The 19,302-nt window shown below is 71.4% G+C and carries 16 protein-coding genes; 13 read left to right on the forward strand and 3 right to left on the reverse strand.

From position 1 onward, the window contains the following. Position 1 precedes the first annotated feature (1 nt). Positions 2–994 (forward strand): TerC family protein, encoded by a 993-nt coding sequence (locus tag R2740_RS01070; RefSeq protein ID WP_371300835.1) that lies wholly within the window; start codon positions 2–4, stop codon positions 992–994. Positions 995–1,004: 10 nt separating this feature from the next. Here the strand turns inward: R2740_RS01070 and R2740_RS01075 are convergent, their stop codons facing one another. From R2740_RS01075 to R2740_RS01085, 3 genes are all read right to left on the reverse strand, one after another. Beyond that, positions 1,005–1,517: a DUF1524 domain-containing protein gene (locus tag R2740_RS01075; RefSeq protein WP_371300836.1), complete on the reverse strand. Its 513-nt coding sequence runs from the start codon at positions 1,515–1,517 to the stop codon at positions 1,005–1,007. Positions 1,518–1,760: 243 nt separating this feature from the next. Next, entirely contained in the window at positions 1,761–3,161 is a 1,401-nt protein-coding gene (locus tag R2740_RS01080; protein WP_371300837.1) for a serine/threonine-protein kinase, read from the reverse strand. Continuing rightward, positions 3,158–4,216, reverse strand: a complete 1,059-nt coding sequence (locus tag R2740_RS01085) for an FHA domain-containing protein (protein WP_371300838.1) — start codon at positions 4,214–4,216, stop codon at positions 3,158–3,160. Before R2740_RS01085 ends, R2740_RS01080 begins: the two co-directional genes overlap by 4 nt. A 176-nt stretch (positions 4,217–4,392) precedes the next feature. Between R2740_RS01085 and R2740_RS01090 the strand changes: the two genes are divergently transcribed. The 12 genes from R2740_RS01090 to rplQ all read left to right on the forward strand — a co-directional run bounded on the left by R2740_RS01090 (position 4,393) and on the right by rplQ (position 19,302). Beyond that, a complete protein-coding gene (locus R2740_RS01090) occupies positions 4,393–9,264 on the forward strand; it encodes an Ig-like domain-containing protein (protein ID WP_371300839.1) in 4,872 nt (1,623 codons plus the stop codon). 748 nt (positions 9,265–10,012) lie between these two features. Next, complete coding sequence (locus R2740_RS01095; RefSeq protein WP_371300840.1) at positions 10,013–10,246, forward strand: hypothetical protein; 234 nt, start codon at positions 10,013–10,015, stop codon at positions 10,244–10,246. A 343-nt stretch (positions 10,247–10,589) separates the two neighbouring features. Further along, complete coding sequence (locus R2740_RS01100; RefSeq protein WP_371300841.1) at positions 10,590–11,558, forward strand: AAA family ATPase; 969 nt, start codon at positions 10,590–10,592, stop codon at positions 11,556–11,558. Positions 11,559–11,565: 7 nt separating this feature from the next. Then, positions 11,566–12,759, forward strand: a complete 1,194-nt coding sequence (locus R2740_RS01105; RefSeq protein ID WP_371300842.1) for a DUF58 domain-containing protein — start codon at positions 11,566–11,568, stop codon at positions 12,757–12,759. After that, the gene (locus tag R2740_RS01110) at positions 12,756–15,095 is read left to right on the forward strand and encodes a transglutaminase-like domain-containing protein (protein ID WP_371300843.1); all 2,340 of its coding nucleotides are present in this window, start codon (positions 12,756–12,758) and stop codon (positions 15,093–15,095) included. The genes R2740_RS01105 and R2740_RS01110 overlap by 4 nt, the downstream gene beginning before the upstream one ends. Before the next feature lie 229 nt (positions 15,096–15,324). Continuing rightward, positions 15,325–15,546: a translation initiation factor IF-1 gene (gene infA / locus R2740_RS01115; protein ID WP_011757309.1), complete on the forward strand. Its 222-nt coding sequence runs from the start codon at positions 15,325–15,327 to the stop codon at positions 15,544–15,546. A gap of 30 nt (positions 15,547–15,576) precedes the next feature. Continuing rightward, a complete protein-coding gene (gene rpmJ / locus R2740_RS01120) occupies positions 15,577–15,690 on the forward strand; it encodes a 50S ribosomal protein L36 (RefSeq protein WP_004008316.1) in 114 nt (37 codons plus the stop codon). 161 nt (positions 15,691–15,851) lie between these two features. Next, positions 15,852–16,226, forward strand: a complete 375-nt coding sequence (gene rpsM, locus R2740_RS01125; protein WP_371300844.1) for a 30S ribosomal protein S13 — start codon at positions 15,852–15,854, stop codon at positions 16,224–16,226. A gap of 98 nt (positions 16,227–16,324) precedes the next feature. Continuing rightward, positions 16,325–16,732 (forward strand): 30S ribosomal protein S11, encoded by a 408-nt coding sequence (gene rpsK / locus R2740_RS01130; protein WP_371300846.1) that lies wholly within the window; start codon positions 16,325–16,327, stop codon positions 16,730–16,732. Positions 16,733–16,795: 63 nt separating this feature from the next. Then, positions 16,796–17,404: a 30S ribosomal protein S4 gene (gene rpsD / locus R2740_RS01135; protein WP_371300847.1), complete on the forward strand. Its 609-nt coding sequence runs from the start codon at positions 16,796–16,798 to the stop codon at positions 17,402–17,404. Positions 17,405–17,491: 87 nt separating this feature from the next. Beyond that, positions 17,492–18,508: a DNA-directed RNA polymerase subunit alpha gene (locus tag R2740_RS01140; protein WP_371300848.1), complete on the forward strand. Its 1,017-nt coding sequence runs from the start codon at positions 17,492–17,494 to the stop codon at positions 18,506–18,508. A gap of 173 nt (positions 18,509–18,681) precedes the next feature. Next, positions 18,682–19,302 carry a 50S ribosomal protein L17 gene (gene rplQ, locus R2740_RS01145; protein WP_371300849.1) on the forward strand — a complete coding sequence of 207 codons (621 nt, stop codon included), beginning with the start codon at positions 18,682–18,684 and terminating at the stop codon, positions 19,300–19,302.

A 19,302-nucleotide genomic window follows, 5' to 3' on the forward strand; every position in this document is an offset into this window, starting at 1 on the left:
CGTGCACGTCACCACCACCGTCTGGGTCGTCACGATGGTCGCCACCGTGGCGGCGCTCGCCATCGACGTGCTCGTCATCGGCCGCCGACCGCACGAGCCGAGCACCGGCGAGGTGTCTCGGCACCTCGTGGGCTACCTGCTGGCCGCGGTGGCGTTCGGCGTGGGCATCTACGTCGTCAGCGGCCCGCGCTACTCCGGCGAGTTCTTCGCCGGCTGGCTGACGGAGTACTCCCTCTCCATCGACAACCTGTTCATCTTCATCATCATCATGAGCAAGTTCGCGGTGCCCCGCGAGCTGCAGCAGACCGCGCTGCTGGTCGGGATCATCCTGGCGCTGGTCTTCCGTGGTGCCTTCATCGCCGTCGGTGCGGCCGCCATCAACCAGTTCAGCTGGGTGTTCTACCTGTTCGGGCTCTTCCTGGTGTGGACCGCGGTGTCGTTGGCCCGCGAGGGCGCGGAGGAGGACCAGCAGTACGACGAGCCACGGCTGGTCGGCTACGTGCGCCGGCACTTCCCCGTGACCGAGGAGTGGCACGGCACCAAGCTCCTGCATCGGGTCGGCGGGCAGCGGATGATGACGCCGATGTTCCTGGTCATCCTGGCGCTCGGGATGACCGACCTGCTGTTCGCCCTCGACTCGATCCCCGCCATCTACGGGCTGACCCGCGAGCCCTACCTCGTCTTCACCGCCAACGTGTTCGCCCTGATGGGCCTCCGACAGCTGTACTTCCTGATCGGTGGCCTGCTGCAGCGGCTGGTCTATCTGGCCTACGGCCTGGCCTTCCTGCTCTTCTTCATCGGCGTCAAGCTGATCCTGCACGCGCTGCACCACAACGAGCTTCCGTTCGTCAACGGCGGGGAGCACGTCGAGTGGGCCCCGGAGATCCCGATCTGGGCCTCGCTGGTGACCATCGTCGGCACCCTGGCCGCGACCGCCGTCGCCAGCCTGGTCCACGAGCGACGGGTGCAGCGAGGTCAGCGCTCCGACGGCTGAGCCGGCGCGGTCAGCAGCGGGTGGCCACCCGGCGGACCACGCGAGCGTCGGCCGCGGTGATCGGGAGGTCGTAGGCGACGGCGACCCGAAGGTAGGCGCCGAGGTAGCCGCATCGGCCGCGCGGCGGCAGCCACTGGCTCGGCGTGGCCGCACCCTTGGCCTGGTTGGCGTCGGCCGAGACGGCCAGCAGCTCCCGGCGTACATCGTTGGCGAAGCGCAGCCGACGACGCTGCGGCCATGCCCAGGCACCGGCCGCCCAGGCCGCGGCCAGGGGATAGACGTGGTCGACCTGGATGGCGAAGCCGTCCTGTCGCCAGGTGAGGCGGCGCCCGGTGTAGGGGTCGCGGGAGCGTGCCGTCGAAGACCCGGCACCGAGAGCCCCACCGCATCTCGAGGTCGCTGAGCTGTCGCAGCAGCACGTCTTGTCGGGTGTCGCAGCCGTTGTGCCCGAACGGACCGGGGTGGTCGTCGGTCCACAGCGGGCCGAACACGCAGGCGTGGCCGGCCTCGCAGCTGCGGTCATACCCCGATCGGTACGTCGGCTCCGGCACCACCCGCACCCGCGCCAGCAGCCGCTCCAGCGTGGTCGACGACGGAGGGGAGCTCGCGGCGGAGGCCGGCGTCGAGGGCCGAGTCCCGGCACTGCCGGTCGGGTCGGCGGGCTCTCGCGCGGGAGCGGCGCTGCACCCGCTCAGCATCGAGCCGGCGACCAGGCCCAGCGCCATCAGGCCCAGCGGGACCCTGAGTCCGGCCGGTCGCAGCGTGCTCAGTCGGCGCACACGTCGGACCAGGGCGAGGGCGAGCCCGCGCGGATCAGTCGCGCCTGCACACACACCGGCTTGCTGGTGCGCAGGGTGACCGAGGAGTCCGCCGTGCGCTGCACCTCGCCACTGTCGGCGCGCTGCCACTGCCAGGTGTCACCCGGCTGCCCGCCGTCGCCGGCGGTCCAGGTGACCGTGACGACCTTGCCGCGTCGGGTGGCCTTCAGCACCGGCTCGGTGAGCAGGCCGGGGTCGAGGCTCGCGGGCGTGCTCGGGGGCCGGGAGGTCGGCCCGTCGTCGGGGTTGTCGCCGGCGTCGCCGCGGCCGAGGCTGAACATCAGCAGACCTCCGACGACGGCCAGGGCCACCGTGCCGAGCACCGCCCAGACCGTGCCGCTGACCCGGGGGGCGCGGTCCTCGGTGTCGGGCGCCTCCGCGACTCCGGTGGTCGACCGGGGCGCCGACCCGGAGACGAGCGTGGGCGGCTTGAGCCGGGTGGCGTCGGAGTCGGAGTCCAGGTGGAAGTCGCGAACCGGCGTGCCCGGCAGGTCGGCCTCGACCGCGATCGCCGTCCGCGCGTAGCCGGCGGTCGCCTCGATGCGCTGCAGGCTGCGCGCCAGCTCGAGAGCGGACTGCGGGCGGTGGGAGGGTTCCTTCGCCAGGCACTGCTGGAGCAGCCGGTCGAGCCCGGGCGGGGCGTCCGGCCGCCGGGTGGCCGGCGGGTCGGCGTGCAGGATCCGGGCGCTCAGCGCCCGCGTGGAGTTGTCGCCTCCGGGGATCGAGAAGGGGGAGCGTCCCACCAGCAGGTGCCAGATGGTCGCGCCGAGGGAGTAGACGTCGGAGGCGACCGAACCGTTGGATCGCCCGTCGAGCATCTCGGGTGGCGACCAGGGGTAGGAGATCCGGACGTCGGTGTCACCCTCGACCTCGTGCATGCCGCCGGCGATGCCGAAGTCGGTGAGCGCCGGCTCGGAGTAGCTGGTGACGAGCACGTTGCTGGGCTTGATGTCGCGGTGCAGGATGCCGGACCGGTGGGCGGTCTCGATCGCGCTGGCGAGCTTGATGCCGGTGGAGATCGCCTCCGCCACCGGCATCGGGTTGGCGCGCACCCGCACCCCGAGGTCCGGCGGCGGGCAGAACCTCATCACGAGGTAGGGACGGTGGTCCTCGGTCTCACCGGCGGTCATCACGGTGACGATGTAGGGATGGTCGGCCAGTCGGGCCATCGCGTTGGCCTCGCTGGTGAACAGCGACTTCTCCCGCTCGTTGAGGGGTACGTCGGGGCGCACCACCTTGATCGCGACCCGCTGGTGGGGCCACTCCTGCTCGTAGAGGAAGACGTCGGCGAAGCCGCCACTTCCCAGGTGGTCGATATAGCGGTACCCCGGGATCCGGGGAGCGCTCACGAGGAGACCTCGTAGGTGATCTCGTAGGTGTCGGCGAGGTCGAGCGCGTGGCCGGGCTCCAGCACGTAGCGCTCGTTGGCGCGGATCCGCTGCGGCAGCCGGCCCGGGATGCGCAGCGTGGTGCCGCCCCGGGAACCGAGGTCGCGGGCCAGCACCAGCCACCCGTCGAGCTCGATCTGCAGGTGCATCCGGCTGACGTAGGTGGAGTCCTGCGGCAGGTGCACCAGGTGCGGCCAGTCGCTGCTGCCCGGGACCGGCGTCGGCTTGCGGCCGAACACGACACCGCGGTCGAGCGGCACCAGCTCGCCCGACGGCAGCCGCAGACCGCCGAGGTTGGGCCGTGGGATGCTGCGCGGCTCCTGCGGCTCCACCGCGGCGTTGCAGACCCGGCAGGTCGGCGTGTAGGCGGGCGTGACGTGGCCGTGCGGGCACTGCACCGCCAGCACCGTCTCCTGGGAGGACTGCCGCAGGTGGTCGCTGAGCTCGGAGGTGGTCACCGGCTCCGCGGTGTCGGCGGCGAACGACGGGTCGCCGAGCACGTCGGAGACCCGGCGGGGCACGGTGATCTCGACCTCCTCGTCGCGGGAGGAGGCGTCGGCCGGCCGGAACATCGGCCTGGTCGGCGGCGGCGAGGAGCTGCTGCTCTCGAGGATGTCGGCGGGGATGCCGTCGATCAGCGTCCCGGCGCCCCCGAAGGAGGCGGTGCGCACCTCGACCGTCGCGGCCGGCACCACGCCGGCCAGCAGCGGGAGCGCCTTGCCCTCGCCGGCGAGCCCCACGCTCAGGCGCTGGCCGCCGGCGTCGGCGTCGACACGTCCGTTGCCCCAGGTGAGGGTGGTGGTCGCGTCGTCGAGGTCGACGAGCACCAGCGACACCTCGTGCAGGGGGTAGGCGACCTCGAGGGCCGCGACCAGCTTGTCGCGGACCGGTCCGGCGGTGCCGAGGAGGTCCCACCACTCCTCGACGCGATCTCTCGGTGGGTCGTCGTCCAGCAGCAGCCAGCGGCGGCTGCGGGTGAGTAGGAGGCCCGTCCCAGCGACGTAGCTGGTGTCCACGACCACTTCCTCTCGACTGGCGTGCGCGTCCGGCGCGGAGGTTCGCCGACCGGTCCAGACCACCGGCGACGTGGCCCATTGTTCACCGAGTCTGCGCTGTTCGTCATGATTTGCCGAACTTCTCGGCCGCCTGGTTTACCCTCGCACGGGAGATCCATGGTGCCTTCGGGGAGTAGATGAGCGGTCGCGGCAAGGCGTGGCGCCGGCGCACCGCCGGTGTGGTCGCCAACCTCACCCTGCTGGCGACGGCCAGCGGGGCGGTCGTCTATGCCGTCCAGGCGCACGGCTTCGACTCCCACGAGGCGGAGCTCAACGACGGCGGCATCTGGGTCACCAACACCCGCAGCGGCTACTACGGCAGGATCAACAAGCCGATCGGTCAGCAGGACGCCTCGACCTTCGCGGCCCTCGGTGACGAGCTGGACCTGGTCCAGGAGGACTCCGTCGTGGTCGGCGTCGAGGGCACCGGGCACCGCCTGCGGCCGCTCGACCCGGCCACCGCCACCGCCGCCGACGACGCCGCGGCGAGGCTGCCGCGCTATGCCAGCGTCCAGCTGGCCGGAGGGTCGCTGGCGGTGCTGGACACCACCACCGGCGCGGTGCGCGCCCAGCGTGTCGACCCCGACCTCAACGCCCCCCAGCTCACGGCCGTCGACACCAACGCCAGCCCCCTCGCCACGGTGAAGACGCCCGCGTCGCTGGCGGTCACCCAGTCGGGAACCGTCCTGGTGGCCTCCGCCGACGACACCGTGACCCGGCTCGCTCCCGCCGGTGGGGAGTTCGTCGACCCGACGACGACGACGCTCGACGAGCAGCTGGGGGAGGACCTCGCGCTGACCGCCGTCGGCGAGGTCCCCGTCGTGCTCGACGGGGAGTCGGGCACGCTGGTCGCCCAGGGCCAGGCGCGCGCCGTCGTCGGTGAGGACGCGGTGCTGCAGGCGCCCGGACCGGACGCCGGCGCCGTGCTGGTGGCGACGCCGACCGCGCTGCTCTCGGTGGACCTCACGACGGGCAGCCTGACGACGGTCTACGACGGCGCCAGCGGGCGGCCGACGCCCCCGGTCCGCCTCGGCGCGTGCAGCTATGCCGCCTGGTCCGGCGGTCGCGGCCTGGTGGTGACCCAGTGCGGCAGCGACCCGGCCAACGCGGCGTTCCTCCAGGGCGAGGCCAACGACCTGGTGTTCCGGGTCAACCGCGGCCAGATCGTGCTCAACGACCGCTTCTCCGGCCGGGTGTGGAACATCGACAGCGACGAGCCGCGCACCCTCGACGACTGGCCGGCGTTCAACCAGCAGGACAACAACGACAGCGACGACAAGGACACCGAGAAGAGCAACGACGGAGACCGCCGGCCTCCGAAGGCGGTGGCCGACACCTTCGGTGCACGGCCCGGCCGGACGACCACGCTCTACCCCCTCGACAACGACTCCGCTCCCGCGGGGCGGGTGCTCGCGATCCGCTCGGTGGAGCCGATCACCCGCAACGGGGCGAAGCTGTCGATCGGCCCCGACGGGCAGACCGTGCAGCTCAAGCTCCGCCCGGGGACGACCGCTCCCACGAGTTTCGAGTACTTCATCGACGACGGACGGGAGATCTCGGCGCACGCCAGGGTGACCGTCACGACGCGCCGCGACGACGCCAACCGTCAGCCGACGCTGCGCGACGGGTTCAAGCCGCGCACCTGGGCGGTGCCCGCGGGCGGCTCCCTGGAGCTGCCCGTGCTGCCCGACTGGCGCGACCGGGCCGACGGGGACGCCCTGGCCCTCGCCTCCGCGCAGGTCACCAGCAAGGCCGACGGCGCGGCGGCGCGCACCACCGCGTCCGGGCGGGTGCGGTTCATCGCTCCGCCGCAGCCGGGCAAGGTGACGGTGAAGTACGCCGTGACCGACGGCCGCTCGGAGCCGGTGCCCACCGATCTCACGTTCAACGTCCAGGACCCGGAGCGGGACCGCGCGGTCGCGGCCGACGCCGAGCCCGACATCACCTCGGTGGAGACCGGGCGCTGGGTCACGGTCCGCCCCCTGGCCAACGACCTGCCTGGGTCCGACCCGCTCGACCCGGGTGCCCAGCTGCAGCTCGCCGGCAAGGTCGGGGCGACCGGCGGTGCCCAGGTGCGCACCGACCTCAGCGACGGCACGGTCTCCTTCCGCGCCTCGGTCGCCAAGTCCTACACGCTCGACTACGACGCCGGCTTCGGCACCGCTCCGCTGGCCCACGGCAAGATCCGGATCGACGTGCGGCCGCGCGAGCGTCGGCAGCCGGTGGCCATGCCCGACTCGCTCACCCTCTATGGCACCGCGCCGGGGATCGCCGACGTGCTGGCCAACGACCACGACCCGGCCGGCGGCCTGCTGATGGTGCAGCGCGCCTGGGCGCTCGACGAGGAACAGGTCGACGTCGCGATCATCGACGGTCGGTGGGTCCGGGTGAGCGCCCGCCAGGGACAGCTGCGCGGTCCCCAGATCGTCCGCTACGCCGTCAGCAACGGCTCCGCGACCGTGGTCGGCGAGGTCACCGTCAACCAGCGACCGGCACCCGACGACGACGCCCCGGTCACCGTTGCCGACGAGGTGACCGTGCGTGCCGGCGCCAGCGTGAGCATCCCCGTCCTGGACAACGACTATGCCCCGTCCGGAGACCCGCTGAGCCTGGTCACGGACATCGTGGGCGAGAAGGCCGGCCAGCTCACGGTGGTCGGGCCCGACGGGAGCACCCGGATGACCGGCACGGCCACCGTGGCCGGGCGACTGGTCCGCTATGTCGCCCCCGAGAAGATCACCGACCCGACGGTCTTCACCCTGGACTACGTCGCGGCCAACACCGCCGGGGCCACCAGCCAGGGGCAGGTCTCGATCTCCGTGGTCCCGCTGTCCGATGACAACAGCCCACCGGAGCCGCCGGTGCTCGAGGCGCGCACCGTCGCGGGCGGCACCGTGGTGGTGAAGCTCCCGGGCGCGGGCGTCGATCCCGACGGTGACGCCGTCAGCCTCGTCGGCCTCGGTTCGGCGCCGGGCCTCGGCCGGGTCACCAAGCTGGGTGCCAACACGATCGAGTACCAAGCCTTCCCCGACAGCTCCGGCACCGACGAGTTCGAGTACACCGTCACCGACACGTTCGGTCTGCAGGCCACCGGCACCGCCCGGGTGGCGGTGGCGCCGGCCGGGCCTCCGCAGCCGCCGCTCGCGGTCCCCGACACGATCACCGTCGAGCCCGGCCGCGTCGCGACGGTGACGCCCACGGCCAACGACTTCATCGCCCCCGGTGACCGGCCCGCGATCGAGCTGGTCGACCCACCGGAAGGCGTGCACCTGGAGTCTCCCAACGGACCGGTGACCATCCAGGCGCCGGCCGAGGCCGACGGTCGCACGATCGAGGTGGTCTATCTGCTCGACAACGGCCTGACCACCAGCCAGTCGACGATCACGTTGCGCACCGCCGAGCCGTTCAACAACCCGCCGGTGGTCTTCGACGCCTACGGCGCCAGCAACGACTCGCCGGCCGTCAAGGTCGACGTGCTGCGGACGGCGTACGATCCCGACGGTCCGACCGAGGAGCTGCGGATCACCGACGTCTTCACGCCGCCGGGAGCCGTCGCGTCGGTCGACGGAGGCAAGATCACCGTGACCCGGGGCGACGTGCCGATGGTGGTGCCGTTCCGGGTCGTCGACGCCGACGGCGGTGCCGCCATCGCGCAGCTCTATGTGCCCCCACGGGCCGGCAACCTGCCCTTCGTCAAGGCCGACGCCGTGATCAGGCTGGCGCCCGGCCAATCGGGGCGGGTGCGGCTCGACGACTACATCGTCAGTCCCGGCGACCTGCCGCTGCGCCTGGTCGCCGGCACCGAGGTCGCGGGCTCGCCCAAGGCTGGCGTCAACGTGGTCCCGACCGGGGTGTCCGCGCTCAGCATCACCGCTGCCAAGACCTACCAGGGCCCGGGTGCGGTGACGCTCCAGGTGATGGCCGGCACCGACCAGAACGACCAGGACGCGCCGCGGGCCTGGGTCAGCATCCCGGTGCAGGTCGGCCAGAACAAGCCCATCCTCACCTGCCCGACCGACACCATCGAGGTGCCCCAGGGCAGCGCGGTGCAGCTCGACATCGCCGCGCTGTGCAACGTCTGGACGCCCGACCCCGACGCGCTCGCCGACCTGGCCTACACCTCGCGCTGGCGCAAGGGCGTCGATGGTCTCGAGATCGTCGACCCGACGTCGATGCCGGTCGAGCTGCGTGCGAGCGGCGACGCCAAGGCGGGGAGCGAGGCCGTTCTGCAGGTGCGTGCCGGGAAGAGCGACCCCGGCGAGCTGCGGGTCCGCGTCGTGAAGGCGACCGGTCCGGTGCTCGCGCCCATCCGGGTCACGGACCTCCGCGCCGGTGAGTCCCGCACCGTCGACCTGGCCCCCTACCTGAGCTCGAAGCTCCCCAGGCCGCAGCCCACGGTCGTGAAGGTGACCCGGCTCAACGGCACCGAGGTGCGGGTGGACCCGAGCGGTTCGTCGGTGCGGATCTCGGCGGGCGCCAAGGCTCATGGCGAGGCGCGGTTCAGGGTCGTGATGAGCGACGTCGCCGGAGGTGCCCGCGATCGGCAGGCCGCCAACATCCTCAGCCTCGAGCTGCTCGGCGTGCCCGACCGGCCGGCCGCACCGGTGCCGGGGCTGAGCCCTCAGGCCAACGCGGTGCACCTGACCTGGGCGGCGCCGGACGCCAACGGCTCGCCGATCGACCTCTACGAGCTCCGGGCCAGCAACGGCCACTCGGTCAAGTGCGCGTCGACGGGCTGCGACATCACCGGCCTGGCCAACGGCCAGAGCTACACCTTCACGGTGCGGGCGCGCAACGCGATCGGCTGGTCCGACTGGAGCCCCGCCTCCGCGCCGGCGCAGCCCGACGAGGTGCCGGGGCGGGTCAGCAACATCCACCAGGTCAAGACCGGCGACCGCGTGATCAGCATCGCATGGGACCCGCCGGCCAAGACGGCCTCCCAGGTCGACCTACGAGGTCAGACTGGCCCGGCGGCACGACGAAGACCGGCCCCAGCGCAGCGATCGTGATCACCGGGCTCTCCAACAGCAGAAGTACAAGGTCAAGATCCGAGCGCACAACGCGCAGGGCTGGGGAGATGTCGCGGTCACCGGCCCCCAGAGTCCAGGGCTCGATCGGGCGGCCCAAGAACCTCGGACATCCCGACGACCCACTGGCTCGACCACCGAGTGTCACGGTCACCTGGAAGCCGGTGGACTCCACGGCGGGCCCGCGGTCAACTACATCGTGACCTACAACGGGCCCCTATGCCCCGTGCGTCGGCATCGCGAGTCGACCACGTGCATCATCGGTGGGCTGCACTACGACGGCGTCTACCACGAATTCACGTCCAGGCGACCACCGGCGACAAGTCGGCGGGCCCGGGCAGCACCACCGCCCGCGTGGCGTGCCGTCGCAAACCCGCTGGCGTGGGGCGCTTGGTCCTGCAGGCGACCGGGGTCAGCGGCGAGGTCGAGGCCAGGTTCACGTGCCCGACGCCCGGGGCAGCGAATCCACTGTCCGCGCCCTGACCGGTGGGGGGCACCGCCCTCGACGTGGCTCGGTCACGGTCCGACCACCAGGAGAAGCTTCTCGGTCGGCGACAACGCGGGCCGCACACTGTGGAGACTGAAGGTCTGCAACGAGGAGGACCGCTGCACCTAAGCAGCCATCAGCCGGTGCAGACCTATGGTCCCGCAGAAGAGCCTTCATCGAGATCACCGCCGTCGGTGACGCCACGAGACCGGCGATGCCGAGGGCATCAACCTCGGCTGGACCGTGACGGTGGATCCCAACGGCGCCCCGGTCGACGTCGACATCACCTTCGGCGGAGCGGCGACCGTCGCAGCGTCCCGCGTGCCCGGCCCCGACTGGGGGACGATCAACATCCCCGTCGAGCCATTGGACTACGACGTGACCGAGAAGATCACGGTCGTGGTCCACGACCCCGACCAGAGCCGTGACCCGGTGAGCAACCAGGATGCAGGACGACACCTCGGCCCCATGCCCTGATCGAGGTGGACACCTATGGTCCGTGCAACGACGAGGCGGCGTCCGCCCTGCCACCCGGCGGCGACGGACAGGACGACTGCAACAACGACAGCTGTGCGGCTTTATCCAGCTCCGGGCGACGTACTTCGGCTCGCCCGTGTCGTGCACGATCAACCGCCCCGGCATGCCGCCGGTCGGGACCGACGGCCCTTCTCCCAGGGCTCGTGGGAGAAGACCGGGTACTTCTACGGCGAGTCGGGCAAGAAGGTCACCGGTCGACTGTCAGGGCACCGACTCGGGCAAGTCCGCCGGCAAGACCTTCACCTGGCCGTAGCCTGGTGCCACTCATCACGAAAGCGACCCCATGACGATCTCCCCCGAACAGGCAGCCTGGTTCCAGAAGACCTTCGACAAGCTGACCGACAACATGGAGCTGGCCGTGCTCGGCAAGCGCCACGTGGTGCGGCTGACGCTGACCTGCCTGCTGTCGGAGGGCCATGTGCTCCTCGAGGACTTCCCCGGCACCGGCAAGACGATGCTGGCCCGGTCGCTGGCCAACACCGTGCAGGGCAGCCACGCGCGCATCCAGTTCACCCCCGACCTGCTGCCCTCCGACGTCACCGGCGTCACGGTCTACGACCAGCACAAGAGTGAGTTCGAGTTCCACCCGGGCCCGATCTTCCACTCCATCGTGCTCGCCGACGAGATCAACCGGGCCTCGCCCAAGACCCAGTCGGCGCTGCTGGAGGTGATGGAGGAGGGCCGGGTCACCGTCGACGGCGAGCCGCACGCCGTCGGTCGCCCGTTCATGGTGATCGCCACCCAGAACCCCATCGAGCAGGCCGGCACCTACCGGCTGCCCGAGGCCCAGCTCGACCGCTTCCTGATGAAGACCTCGCTCGGCTACCCCGACCGGGCGGCGACCGTCGAGCTGCTGACCGAGGCCAAGGTCCGCGACCGGGCGGCCCTGGTGAAGCCGGTGATCACCGCCGAGACCATCGCCCAGATGAGCCGGCTCGCCGACGACGTCTACGTCGACCCGGCGATCGTCGCCTACGTCGCCGAGCTCGCCGAGGAGTCGCGGCGGCTGCCCCACGTCAAGCTCGGCATCTCCGCGCGCGGCTGCCTGGCCTTCATCCGGGTCGCCAAGTCGTGGGCCGCTGCCGACGGCCGTGACCACGTGGTGCCCGACGACATCAAGGACCTCGCCGAGCCGGTGCTCGCGCACCGGATCCTGCTCGACGCCGAGGCGCAGTTCACCGGCGTCTCCGTCGAGGGCATCGTGTCCCGGCTGCTCGACTCCGTCGCGCCGCCGACCGACCGGGTGGCCTGAGCCCACGATGCGCCGCAAGCTGTGGCGCCGGCTCCGCTCCGGCGTACGCATGGTCCGCCCGCTGGGCTGGACCCTGTTCGCGCTGGGTGCCGGGGGGCTGGCCGGCGCGGGTGTGGCCGGGTGGGCGGAGCTGGCCGTGCTGGCCACCGCCTGTCTGGTGCTGCTGGCGCTCACGTTCCCGTTCCTGTTCGGCCGCACCAAGGTCGAGGTCGAGCTGCGACTGGAGCCGCTGCGCGTGATCGCGGGTGACACGGTGGCCGGTGACATCCGGGTGACCAACGTCGCGACCGGCCGGCTGCTGCCCACCATCCTGCTGCTGCCGGTCGGCCAGGCCGTCCACCGCTACGGCGTCCCGCTGCTGGCGCCGGACGCCGCACACGAGGAGACGTTCACGATCCGCACCGAGCGGCGCGGCGTGATCCGGGTCGGACCGGCCAAGACGCGGCGCGGCGACCCGCTGGGCGTGTTCTCCCGTGACCTGGCCTGGACCAAGGCCCAGGAGGTGCTGGTCCGACCCCCGATGCTGCCGCTCAGCTCGCTGGGCGCCGGCCTGCTCCGTGACCTCGAGGGTGTGCCGATCGACGCGGTCTCGCAGAGCGACCTGGCCTTCCACACGCTGCGCGAGTACGTCCCCGGCGACGAGCTGCGGCACGTCCACTGGCGCTCCTCGGCCAAGGCGATGGGGGTGGCCGGGCAGACCGAGCTGCTGGTGCGTGAGTACCTCGACACCCGGCGCAGCCACGCGACCGTGGTCGTCGACGACCGCGCGGCGGCCTGGGCCGACCCCGAGGACTTCGAGACGGCGATGTCGATGGCCGCCTCGCTCGCGGTCCGGGCGATCCTCGACGACTTCGAGACGTCGTTCATGTGCGGCGACCAGGCGGCCTCCGGGATCGACGGTCACCTCGCGCTCGACGCCATCTGCCGGGCTCGGCTCGGCTCCGTCGGCCTGGTCGCCTCGGCACGCCGGGCGCAGGCGATCGCTCCGGACACCAGCCTGCTGTTCCTGGTCACGGGCGCCGAGTCGGCCTTCGAGGACGTAGCCCGCGCGGCGGCGGCGTTCGGGCCGGAGGTACGCCGGATCGCGCTGTTCGTCGACACCTCGGCGCCGAGCCGGGCCGCCGAGGTCGACGGCATGCCGGTGCTCCACATGTCGCGCAAGCCCGACCTCCCGGCCCTGCTGCGCTGGAGCGTGCGATGAGCTCCACCGCGACCCAGGCTCCCGAGTCACCGCCGGCGGAGCGGGGCCTCCGCGACCAGCATGCCTCCGTCGACACCGCGTTCGTGCTGGTGCTGGGGACGGCCGCCCTCGCGGGCCTGGCGGCGACCTTCACGGGGTGGCAGTTCCTCGTCGTCGGCGTCACGGGACTGCTGATCGGTGCCCTGCTGGGTTGGGTCGCCCGCCGGCTCGACTGGCCGATCGTCGCGCCGGTGCTGCTGGCCGCGGTGGTGTTCTACCTGCTCGGTGGGGCCCTCACCCTGCGATCGGAGGGGCTCCTCCTGCCCACGCCGGCGACCTGGTCGACGCTGACCGACCAGGCGCTGTTCGGCTGGAAGGACCTGCTGACCACGCTGCCCCCCGTCGACGGGGACGGCGTGCTGCTGGTGCTGCCCTGGCTGCTGGGCCTGCTGCTCGGCGTGCTCGGCGTGATGCTCGCCGGCGTGCGGTCCGGTCCGACCTGGCTGTGGGTCCTTCTCCCGCTGCTGCCGGCCGTCGCCACGCTCGGCCTGGTCATCCTGCTCGGCTCCCACGCCCCGCAGTCGCTGTGGGTCCAGGGCGCCCTGTTCACCGCGGCCGCCCTCGGCTGGCTCGCGGTGCGCAACGTCGCCGCTGCCGGAGCCGCCCAGGGGCACGCCGGGCGCGGGTCACGGCTGCTCGTCGGGGCGACGCTGGTCGGGCTGGCGGCGCTGCTCGCGATGCCGCTGGCCAGCGTGGCCTCGGCCGGCCGCGACGACGAGCGGGTGGTGCTCCGCGACCATGTGGTGCCGCCGTTCGACGTCGGCAAGTACCCCTCGCCGCTCGCGTCGTTCCGGCGCTACGTCGACATGATGAGTCACCCGGACCCCGAGAACCTCTACGAGCACGACCTGTTCCGGATCGAGGGCGTCCCGGCCGGGACCCGGGTCCGCTTCGCCACCCTGGACAGCTATGACGGAGTGGTGTGGGGCGCCTCCAACAACGCGATCCCCGGCGCCAACGACGACACCTACCAGCGGGTCTCCTCGACCATCGACAACCCGGTCACCGGACGCTCCGTCGAAGCGACCGTCACCGTCGCCGACGGCTACTCCGGTGTCTGGCTGCCGGTCGTCGGCGCCCTCCAGTCGCTGCACTTCGACGCGGGGGACACCCAGGCCAAGGCCGACACCTTCCGCTACAACCTGGCGACCTCGACGGCCGTGGTGCCCTCCGGGATCCGGCCGGGCGACCGCTACTCCTTCGACGCGGTGCTGCCCGACGACGCGCTCACGCCCGAGACCCTCGCCTCGAGCGCCGTGGGGCCGGCCTACGACGCGGCGGCCTTCCTCGACACCCAGGCCCGGGAGTGGACGGAGGGCGAGGCCACTCCGATGGCCTCGGTCTATGCCCTGGCCCACCACCTGCGCGACGAGGGCAAGTACACCGACGGCGTGACCCAGGCGGAGAAGGTCTACCCCGCCGGCCACTACCTCGGCCGGCTGCTCGACGGCTTCGTCAACGCCCGGATCATGGCCGGCAACGACGAGCAGTACGCCGCGACGATGGCGCTGCTCGCCAACCGGGTCGGCGTGCCGGCCCGGGTCGTGATGGGCGCCGTGGTCCCCGCCGACGGGATGGTGCGCGGCAGCGACGTCTCGGCCTGGGTCGAGGTCCGAGCCGCCGACGGGTCCTGGCGCACCCTGCCGACCGAGGAGTTCATGGGCGACGAGCACCCTGCCAAGCTGCCGCCGGAGTCCGACCGCAACCGCACGGGGGCCAACGTGCCGCCGGCGGCGCCGATCCCGCCGCCGTCGGTGATCCAGGACCAGACCGACACCCAGCTGCAGGCCCGCAAGGGGGAGGACTCCTCCGACCGCCCCGAGATGGGGTCCTTGCTCCCCGCCTGGCTCGTGACGGTGCTCGTCTACGGCGGCGTGCCGCTGCTGGTGGTGCTGTCCGTGCTCGCGGCCATCATGCTGATCAAGGGGTGGCGGCGGGCCCGCCGGCGCTCCGCGGGCGCGGCGTCGACCCGGGTGGTGGGTGCCTGGCGGGAGCTGGTCGACCATGCCCGCGACCTCGGGCAGCCGGTCCCGGTGGCCGCGGCGGTGACGCGGCGCGAGCAGGGCGCCACGGTGCTCTCCCCGGCGGCGCCGGCGCTGGCTCGCCGTGCCGACGCCCACGTCTTCGGGCCGGCCGTTCCGGAGGTCGACGAGGCGGCGGCGTACTGGGACTCGGTGACGGCGGAGCGGCGCGCCATGTCGGCCGGCGTGAGCCGGTGGCGGCGCTGGTGGGCGAGGGTGAGCCTCGCGTCGTTCCGTGGCGGCGACTCCACGATGGGCTCCGGCCGTCCCGATTAGGGAATTGTTGGGCCACCCCCCTAGACTGGCGTGTCGGCCCAACGTGGGTTGCGTGTCGCGGTTCCTCGCGGCTGCCCGGATTCACCTCGTGCCCGTCCCGTCAGGGAGGGTTCGTCGTGCGCCCGGGGATGAGGACCACGCCACCACTCGACGAGGTCCACTCTCCGGCTTGCCGGGGAGAGGTTCCCGGGCCCGACCGGTAGGCAACCAGCAACAGATTGTGGAGGACATGCCGAAGAAAGAAGGCGTGATCGAGATCGAGGGCACCGTCGTCGAGGCGCTCCCGAACGCCATGTTCCGGGTCGAGCTCAGCAACGGACACAAGGTTCTCGCCCACATCAGCGGCAAGATGCGCCAGCACTACATCCGGATCCTCCCCGAGGACCGCGTGGTGGTGGAGCTCTCGCCCTACGACCTCACCCGAGGTCGGATCGTCTACCGCTACAAGTGAGTCCGGCCGCCATCAGAAAGGGCCCTCCCCGTGAAGGTCAACCCCAGCGTCAAGCCGATCTGTGACAAGTGCAAGGTGATCCGTCGCCACGGCCGCGTCATGGTGATCTGCGAGAACCCGCGCCACAAGCAGCGGCAAGGCTGAGCCTGCCGATCGGCGCACACAACTGAACAACCCACACATCGTGGTCGCTTAGCCGGGACACCCCGGTGAACCACCTCCGGAGCGGACGGCCGGAGCCCACCCGAGGCGGGAGGGACGCGACACGACCGACACCCCCGCATCACCGCAAAGGAAACAGCCACATGGCACGCCTCGTTGGTGTGGACCTCCCGCGTGACAAGCGCATCGAGGTCGCACTCACCTACATCTACGGCATCGGCCGTACCCGCGCCCAGCAGGTTCTCGCCGCCACCGGCGTCAGCCCGGACCTCCGCGTCCACCAGCTGGGTGACGAGGAGCTGGTCAAGCTCCGTGACGAGATCGAAGCCAACTTCAAGACCGAGGGTGACCTCCGTCGCGAGGTCCAGGCCGACATCCGCCGCAAGATCGAGATCGGCAGCTACCAGGGCCGCCGGCACCGCCAGGGCCTCCCGGTCCGCGGTCAGCGCACCAAGACCAACGCCCGCACCCGCAAGGGGCCCAAGCGCACGGTCGCCGGCAAGAAGAAGGCCAAGTGACCGGTGGCGTGACGTCGCACGCGCGCGTGCCGGCCGACCGCCGCTGAGATCGATCCCGACCCCCAGCTTTCGACCAGAACCTCAGGAGAGAACACCGTATGCCTCCCAAGAGCCGTCAGGCCGCCGGCGCCAAGAAGGTGCGCCGCAAGGAGAAGAAGAACGTCGTCCAGGGCGAGGCCCACATCAAGAGCACGTTCAACAACACCATCGTCACGATCACCGACCCGACCGGTGCGGTGATCTCGTGGGCCTCGGCCGGCACCGTCGGCTTCAAGGGTTCCCGCAAGTCCACCCCGTTCGCCGCGCAGATGGCCGCCGAGGCTGCCGGCCGCCGCGCGATGGACCACGGCATGAAGAAGATCGACGTCTTCGTCAAGGGTCCGGGCTCGGGCCGCGAGACGGCGATCCGCTCCCTGGGTGCCATCGGCCTCGAGGTCGGCACCATCCAGGACGTCACGCCCACGCCCCACAACGGCTGCCGGCCCCCGAAGCGGCGCCGGGTCTGACCCGGACGCGCTTCGGACGAGGCAACGGCGACCACACCCAGGACTTGAAGGAGAACCACTGACATGGCCCGCTACACCGGCCCCATGACGAAGAAGTCGCGCCGTCTCGGCGTCGACCTGGTCGGCGGCGACGCAGCCTACGAGCGTCGTCCCTACCCGCCCGGCCAGCACGGCCGCGGCCGCATCAAGGAGAGCGAGTACCTCCTCCAGCTGCGCGAGAAGCAGAAGGCGCGGTTCACCTACGGCGTGCTCGAGAAGCAGTTCCACCGCTACTACGCCGAGGCGTCGCGCCGCCAGGGCAAGACCGGTGACAACCTGCTGCAGCTGCTCGAGTGCCGCCTCGACAACGTCGTCTACCGCGCCGGCTTCGCGCGGACCCGGCGGCACGCCCGCCAGCTGGTGACCCACGGTCACTTCCTGGTCAACGGCAAGAAGGTCGACATCCCGTCGTTCCAGGTGACGCAGTACGACATCATCGACGTCCGCGAGAAGTCGCTGGAGATGACGCCGTTCATCGTCGCCCGCGAGACCCACGGCGAGCGCATCGTGCCGGCCTGGCTCCAGGTGCTGCCCAACCGGATGCGGGTCCTGGTCCACCAGGTGCCGACCCGGGAGCAGATCGACATCCCCGTCCAGGAGCAGCTCATCGTCGAGTACTACTCGAAGAAGTGACCCCCGGGGCCGTCCGGCCCCACCCTCTTTTCCGCTCGCGTAGTTCGGGTCCGTCAAATAGTGGTCGGCCCGGAAAGGACAGAAACAGTGCTTATCGCTCAGCGTCCGACCCTGTCGGAGGAGTCCGTCGACGAGTTCCGCTCCCGGTTCGTGATCGAGCCGCTGGAGCCCGGCTTCGGCTACACGCTCGGCAACTCGCTGCGTCGTACCCTCCTCTCCTCGATCCCGGGGGCGTCGGTGACCAGCATCAAGATCGACAACGTGCTCCACGAGTTCTCGACGATCGAGGGCGTCAAGGAGGACGTCACCGAGATCATCCTCAACCTGAAGGGCCTGGTCGTCTCCTCCGAGCACGACGAGCCCGTGACCATGTACCTCCGCAAGTCGGGTGCCGGTGACGTGACCGCCGCCGACATCGCGCCCCCGGCAGGGGTCGAGGTGCACAACCCCGACCTCAAGATCGCCACGATCTCCGACAAGGGCAAGCTCGAGATGGAGCTCGTGGTCGAGCGGGGCCGCGGCTACGTCTCGGCGGCGCAGAACAAGGGCGCCGACAACGAGATCGGCCGGATGCCGGTCGACTCGATCTACAGCCCCGTGCTCAAGGTGACCTACAAGGTCGAGGCCACCCGTGTCGAGCAGCGCACCGACTTCGACAAGCTGGTCATCGACATCGAGACCAAGCCGTCGATCCGGCCGCGTGACGCGATCGCGTCGGCGGGCAAGACGCTGGTCGAGCTGTTCGGTCTGGCTCGCGAGCTCAACGTCGAGGCCGAGGGCATCGACATCGGCCCGTCGCCGGTCGACGAGCAGCTGGCCGCCGACCTGGCGCTGCCGGTCGAGGACCTGCAGCTCACCGTCCGGTCCTACAACTGCCTCAAGCGTGAGGGCATCCACACCGTGGGTGAGCTCATCTCCCGCTCGGAGCAGGACCTGCTCGACATCCGCAACTTCGGTGCCAAGTCGATCGACGAGGTCAAGGCGAAGCTCGTCGAGATGGGCCTCTCGCTCAAGGACAGCGGCCCCGGCTTCGACCCCAACGCCGTGCTCGCCGCCTACAGCGACGATGACGACGACGCCTTCGTCGAGGACGAGCAGTACTGAGCGCGGAGCTGGCACGCACCTCGCGGCGTTGTCGTCGGTCGACGGCCAGACCCGGGCCGCCTTCCCTCCTCCGCCTTGCGATGCACGCACCATCCCCACGCTCAGATCCACCGTGACCAAGCAGAACATCTACCCGGGTACCTGACACGGCCCGGGAGAAACGAGAAGAAGCGATGCCTACCCCCAAGAAGGGCCCCCGCCTCGGCGGCAGCCCGGCCCACCAGCGGCTGATCCTGCGCAACCTCGCGACGGCGCTGTTCGAGCACGGCTCGATCACCACCACCGAGACCCGCGCCCGGATGCTGCGGCCCTACGCCGAGAAGCTGATCACCAAGGCCAAGAAGGGCGGCCTGCACAACCGTCGCCAGATCGAGGCGGTGCTCTACTCCAAGGACCTCGGCGTGCCGCGCCGCGACAACACCGTCGCCCACCGGCTCTCCACCGAGATCGCGGAGATGTTCGCCGACCGTCCGGGTGGCTACACGCGGATCACCAAGATCGGGCCCCGCAAGGGCGACAACGCGCCGATGGCCGTGATCGAGCTGGTGACCGAGCCCTACGCTCCCAAGCCCGCGCGCGCCAAGACGAAGGTCGAGGCCCCGAAGGCTGCCCCCGTCGTGGAGGAGCCCGTCGTGGAGGAGCCGGCGGAGGAGGCCGTGGCGGACGCCGACGAGGCGGCCGAGGTCGAGGTGGCCCCCGAGGCCGAGGCCGTGGAGGCCGACGGTGACGAGGCCGAGCCGGTGGCCGAGGACGACGCCACGGACGCCGACGAGGACGACTCCAAGGACGCCTGA

This window comes from Nocardioides sp. (assembly GCF_041393715.1).
In the GTDB taxonomy this organism is placed as follows: Bacteria; Actinomycetota; Actinomycetes; order Propionibacteriales; family Nocardioidaceae; genus Nocardioides.

Excerpts from the sequence above, each read along its gene's own strand:
- R2740_RS01100 (WP_371300841.1), top strand. The coding sequence starts at position 10,590 with ATGACGATCTCCCCCGAACAGGCAGCCTGGTTCCAGAAGACCTTCGAC.
- R2740_RS01110 (WP_371300843.1), top strand. The coding sequence starts at position 12,756 with ATGAGCTCCACCGCGACCCAGGCTCCCGAGTCACCGCCGGCGGAGCGG.
- rpsD (WP_371300847.1), top strand. The coding sequence starts at position 16,796 with ATGGCCCGCTACACCGGCCCCATGACGAAGAAGTCGCGCCGTCTCGGC.
- rplQ (WP_371300849.1), top strand. The coding sequence starts at position 18,682 with ATGCCTACCCCCAAGAAGGGCCCCCGCCTCGGCGGCAGCCCGGCCCAC.
- rpsK (WP_371300846.1), top strand. The coding sequence starts at position 16,325 with ATGCCTCCCAAGAGCCGTCAGGCCGCCGGCGCCAAGAAGGTGCGCCGC.
- rpsM (WP_371300844.1), top strand. The coding sequence starts at position 15,852 with ATGGCACGCCTCGTTGGTGTGGACCTCCCGCGTGACAAGCGCATCGAG.
- infA (WP_011757309.1), top strand. The coding sequence starts at position 15,325 with ATGCCGAAGAAAGAAGGCGTGATCGAGATCGAGGGCACCGTCGTCGAG.
- R2740_RS01075 (WP_371300836.1), bottom strand. The coding sequence starts at position 1,517 with ATGACCGCAGCTGCGAGGCCGGCCACGCCTGCGTGTTCGGCCCGCTGT.
- R2740_RS01105 (WP_371300842.1), top strand. The coding sequence starts at position 11,566 with ATGCGCCGCAAGCTGTGGCGCCGGCTCCGCTCCGGCGTACGCATGGTC.
- R2740_RS01090 (WP_371300839.1), top strand. The coding sequence starts at position 4,393 with ATGAGCGGTCGCGGCAAGGCGTGGCGCCGGCGCACCGCCGGTGTGGTC.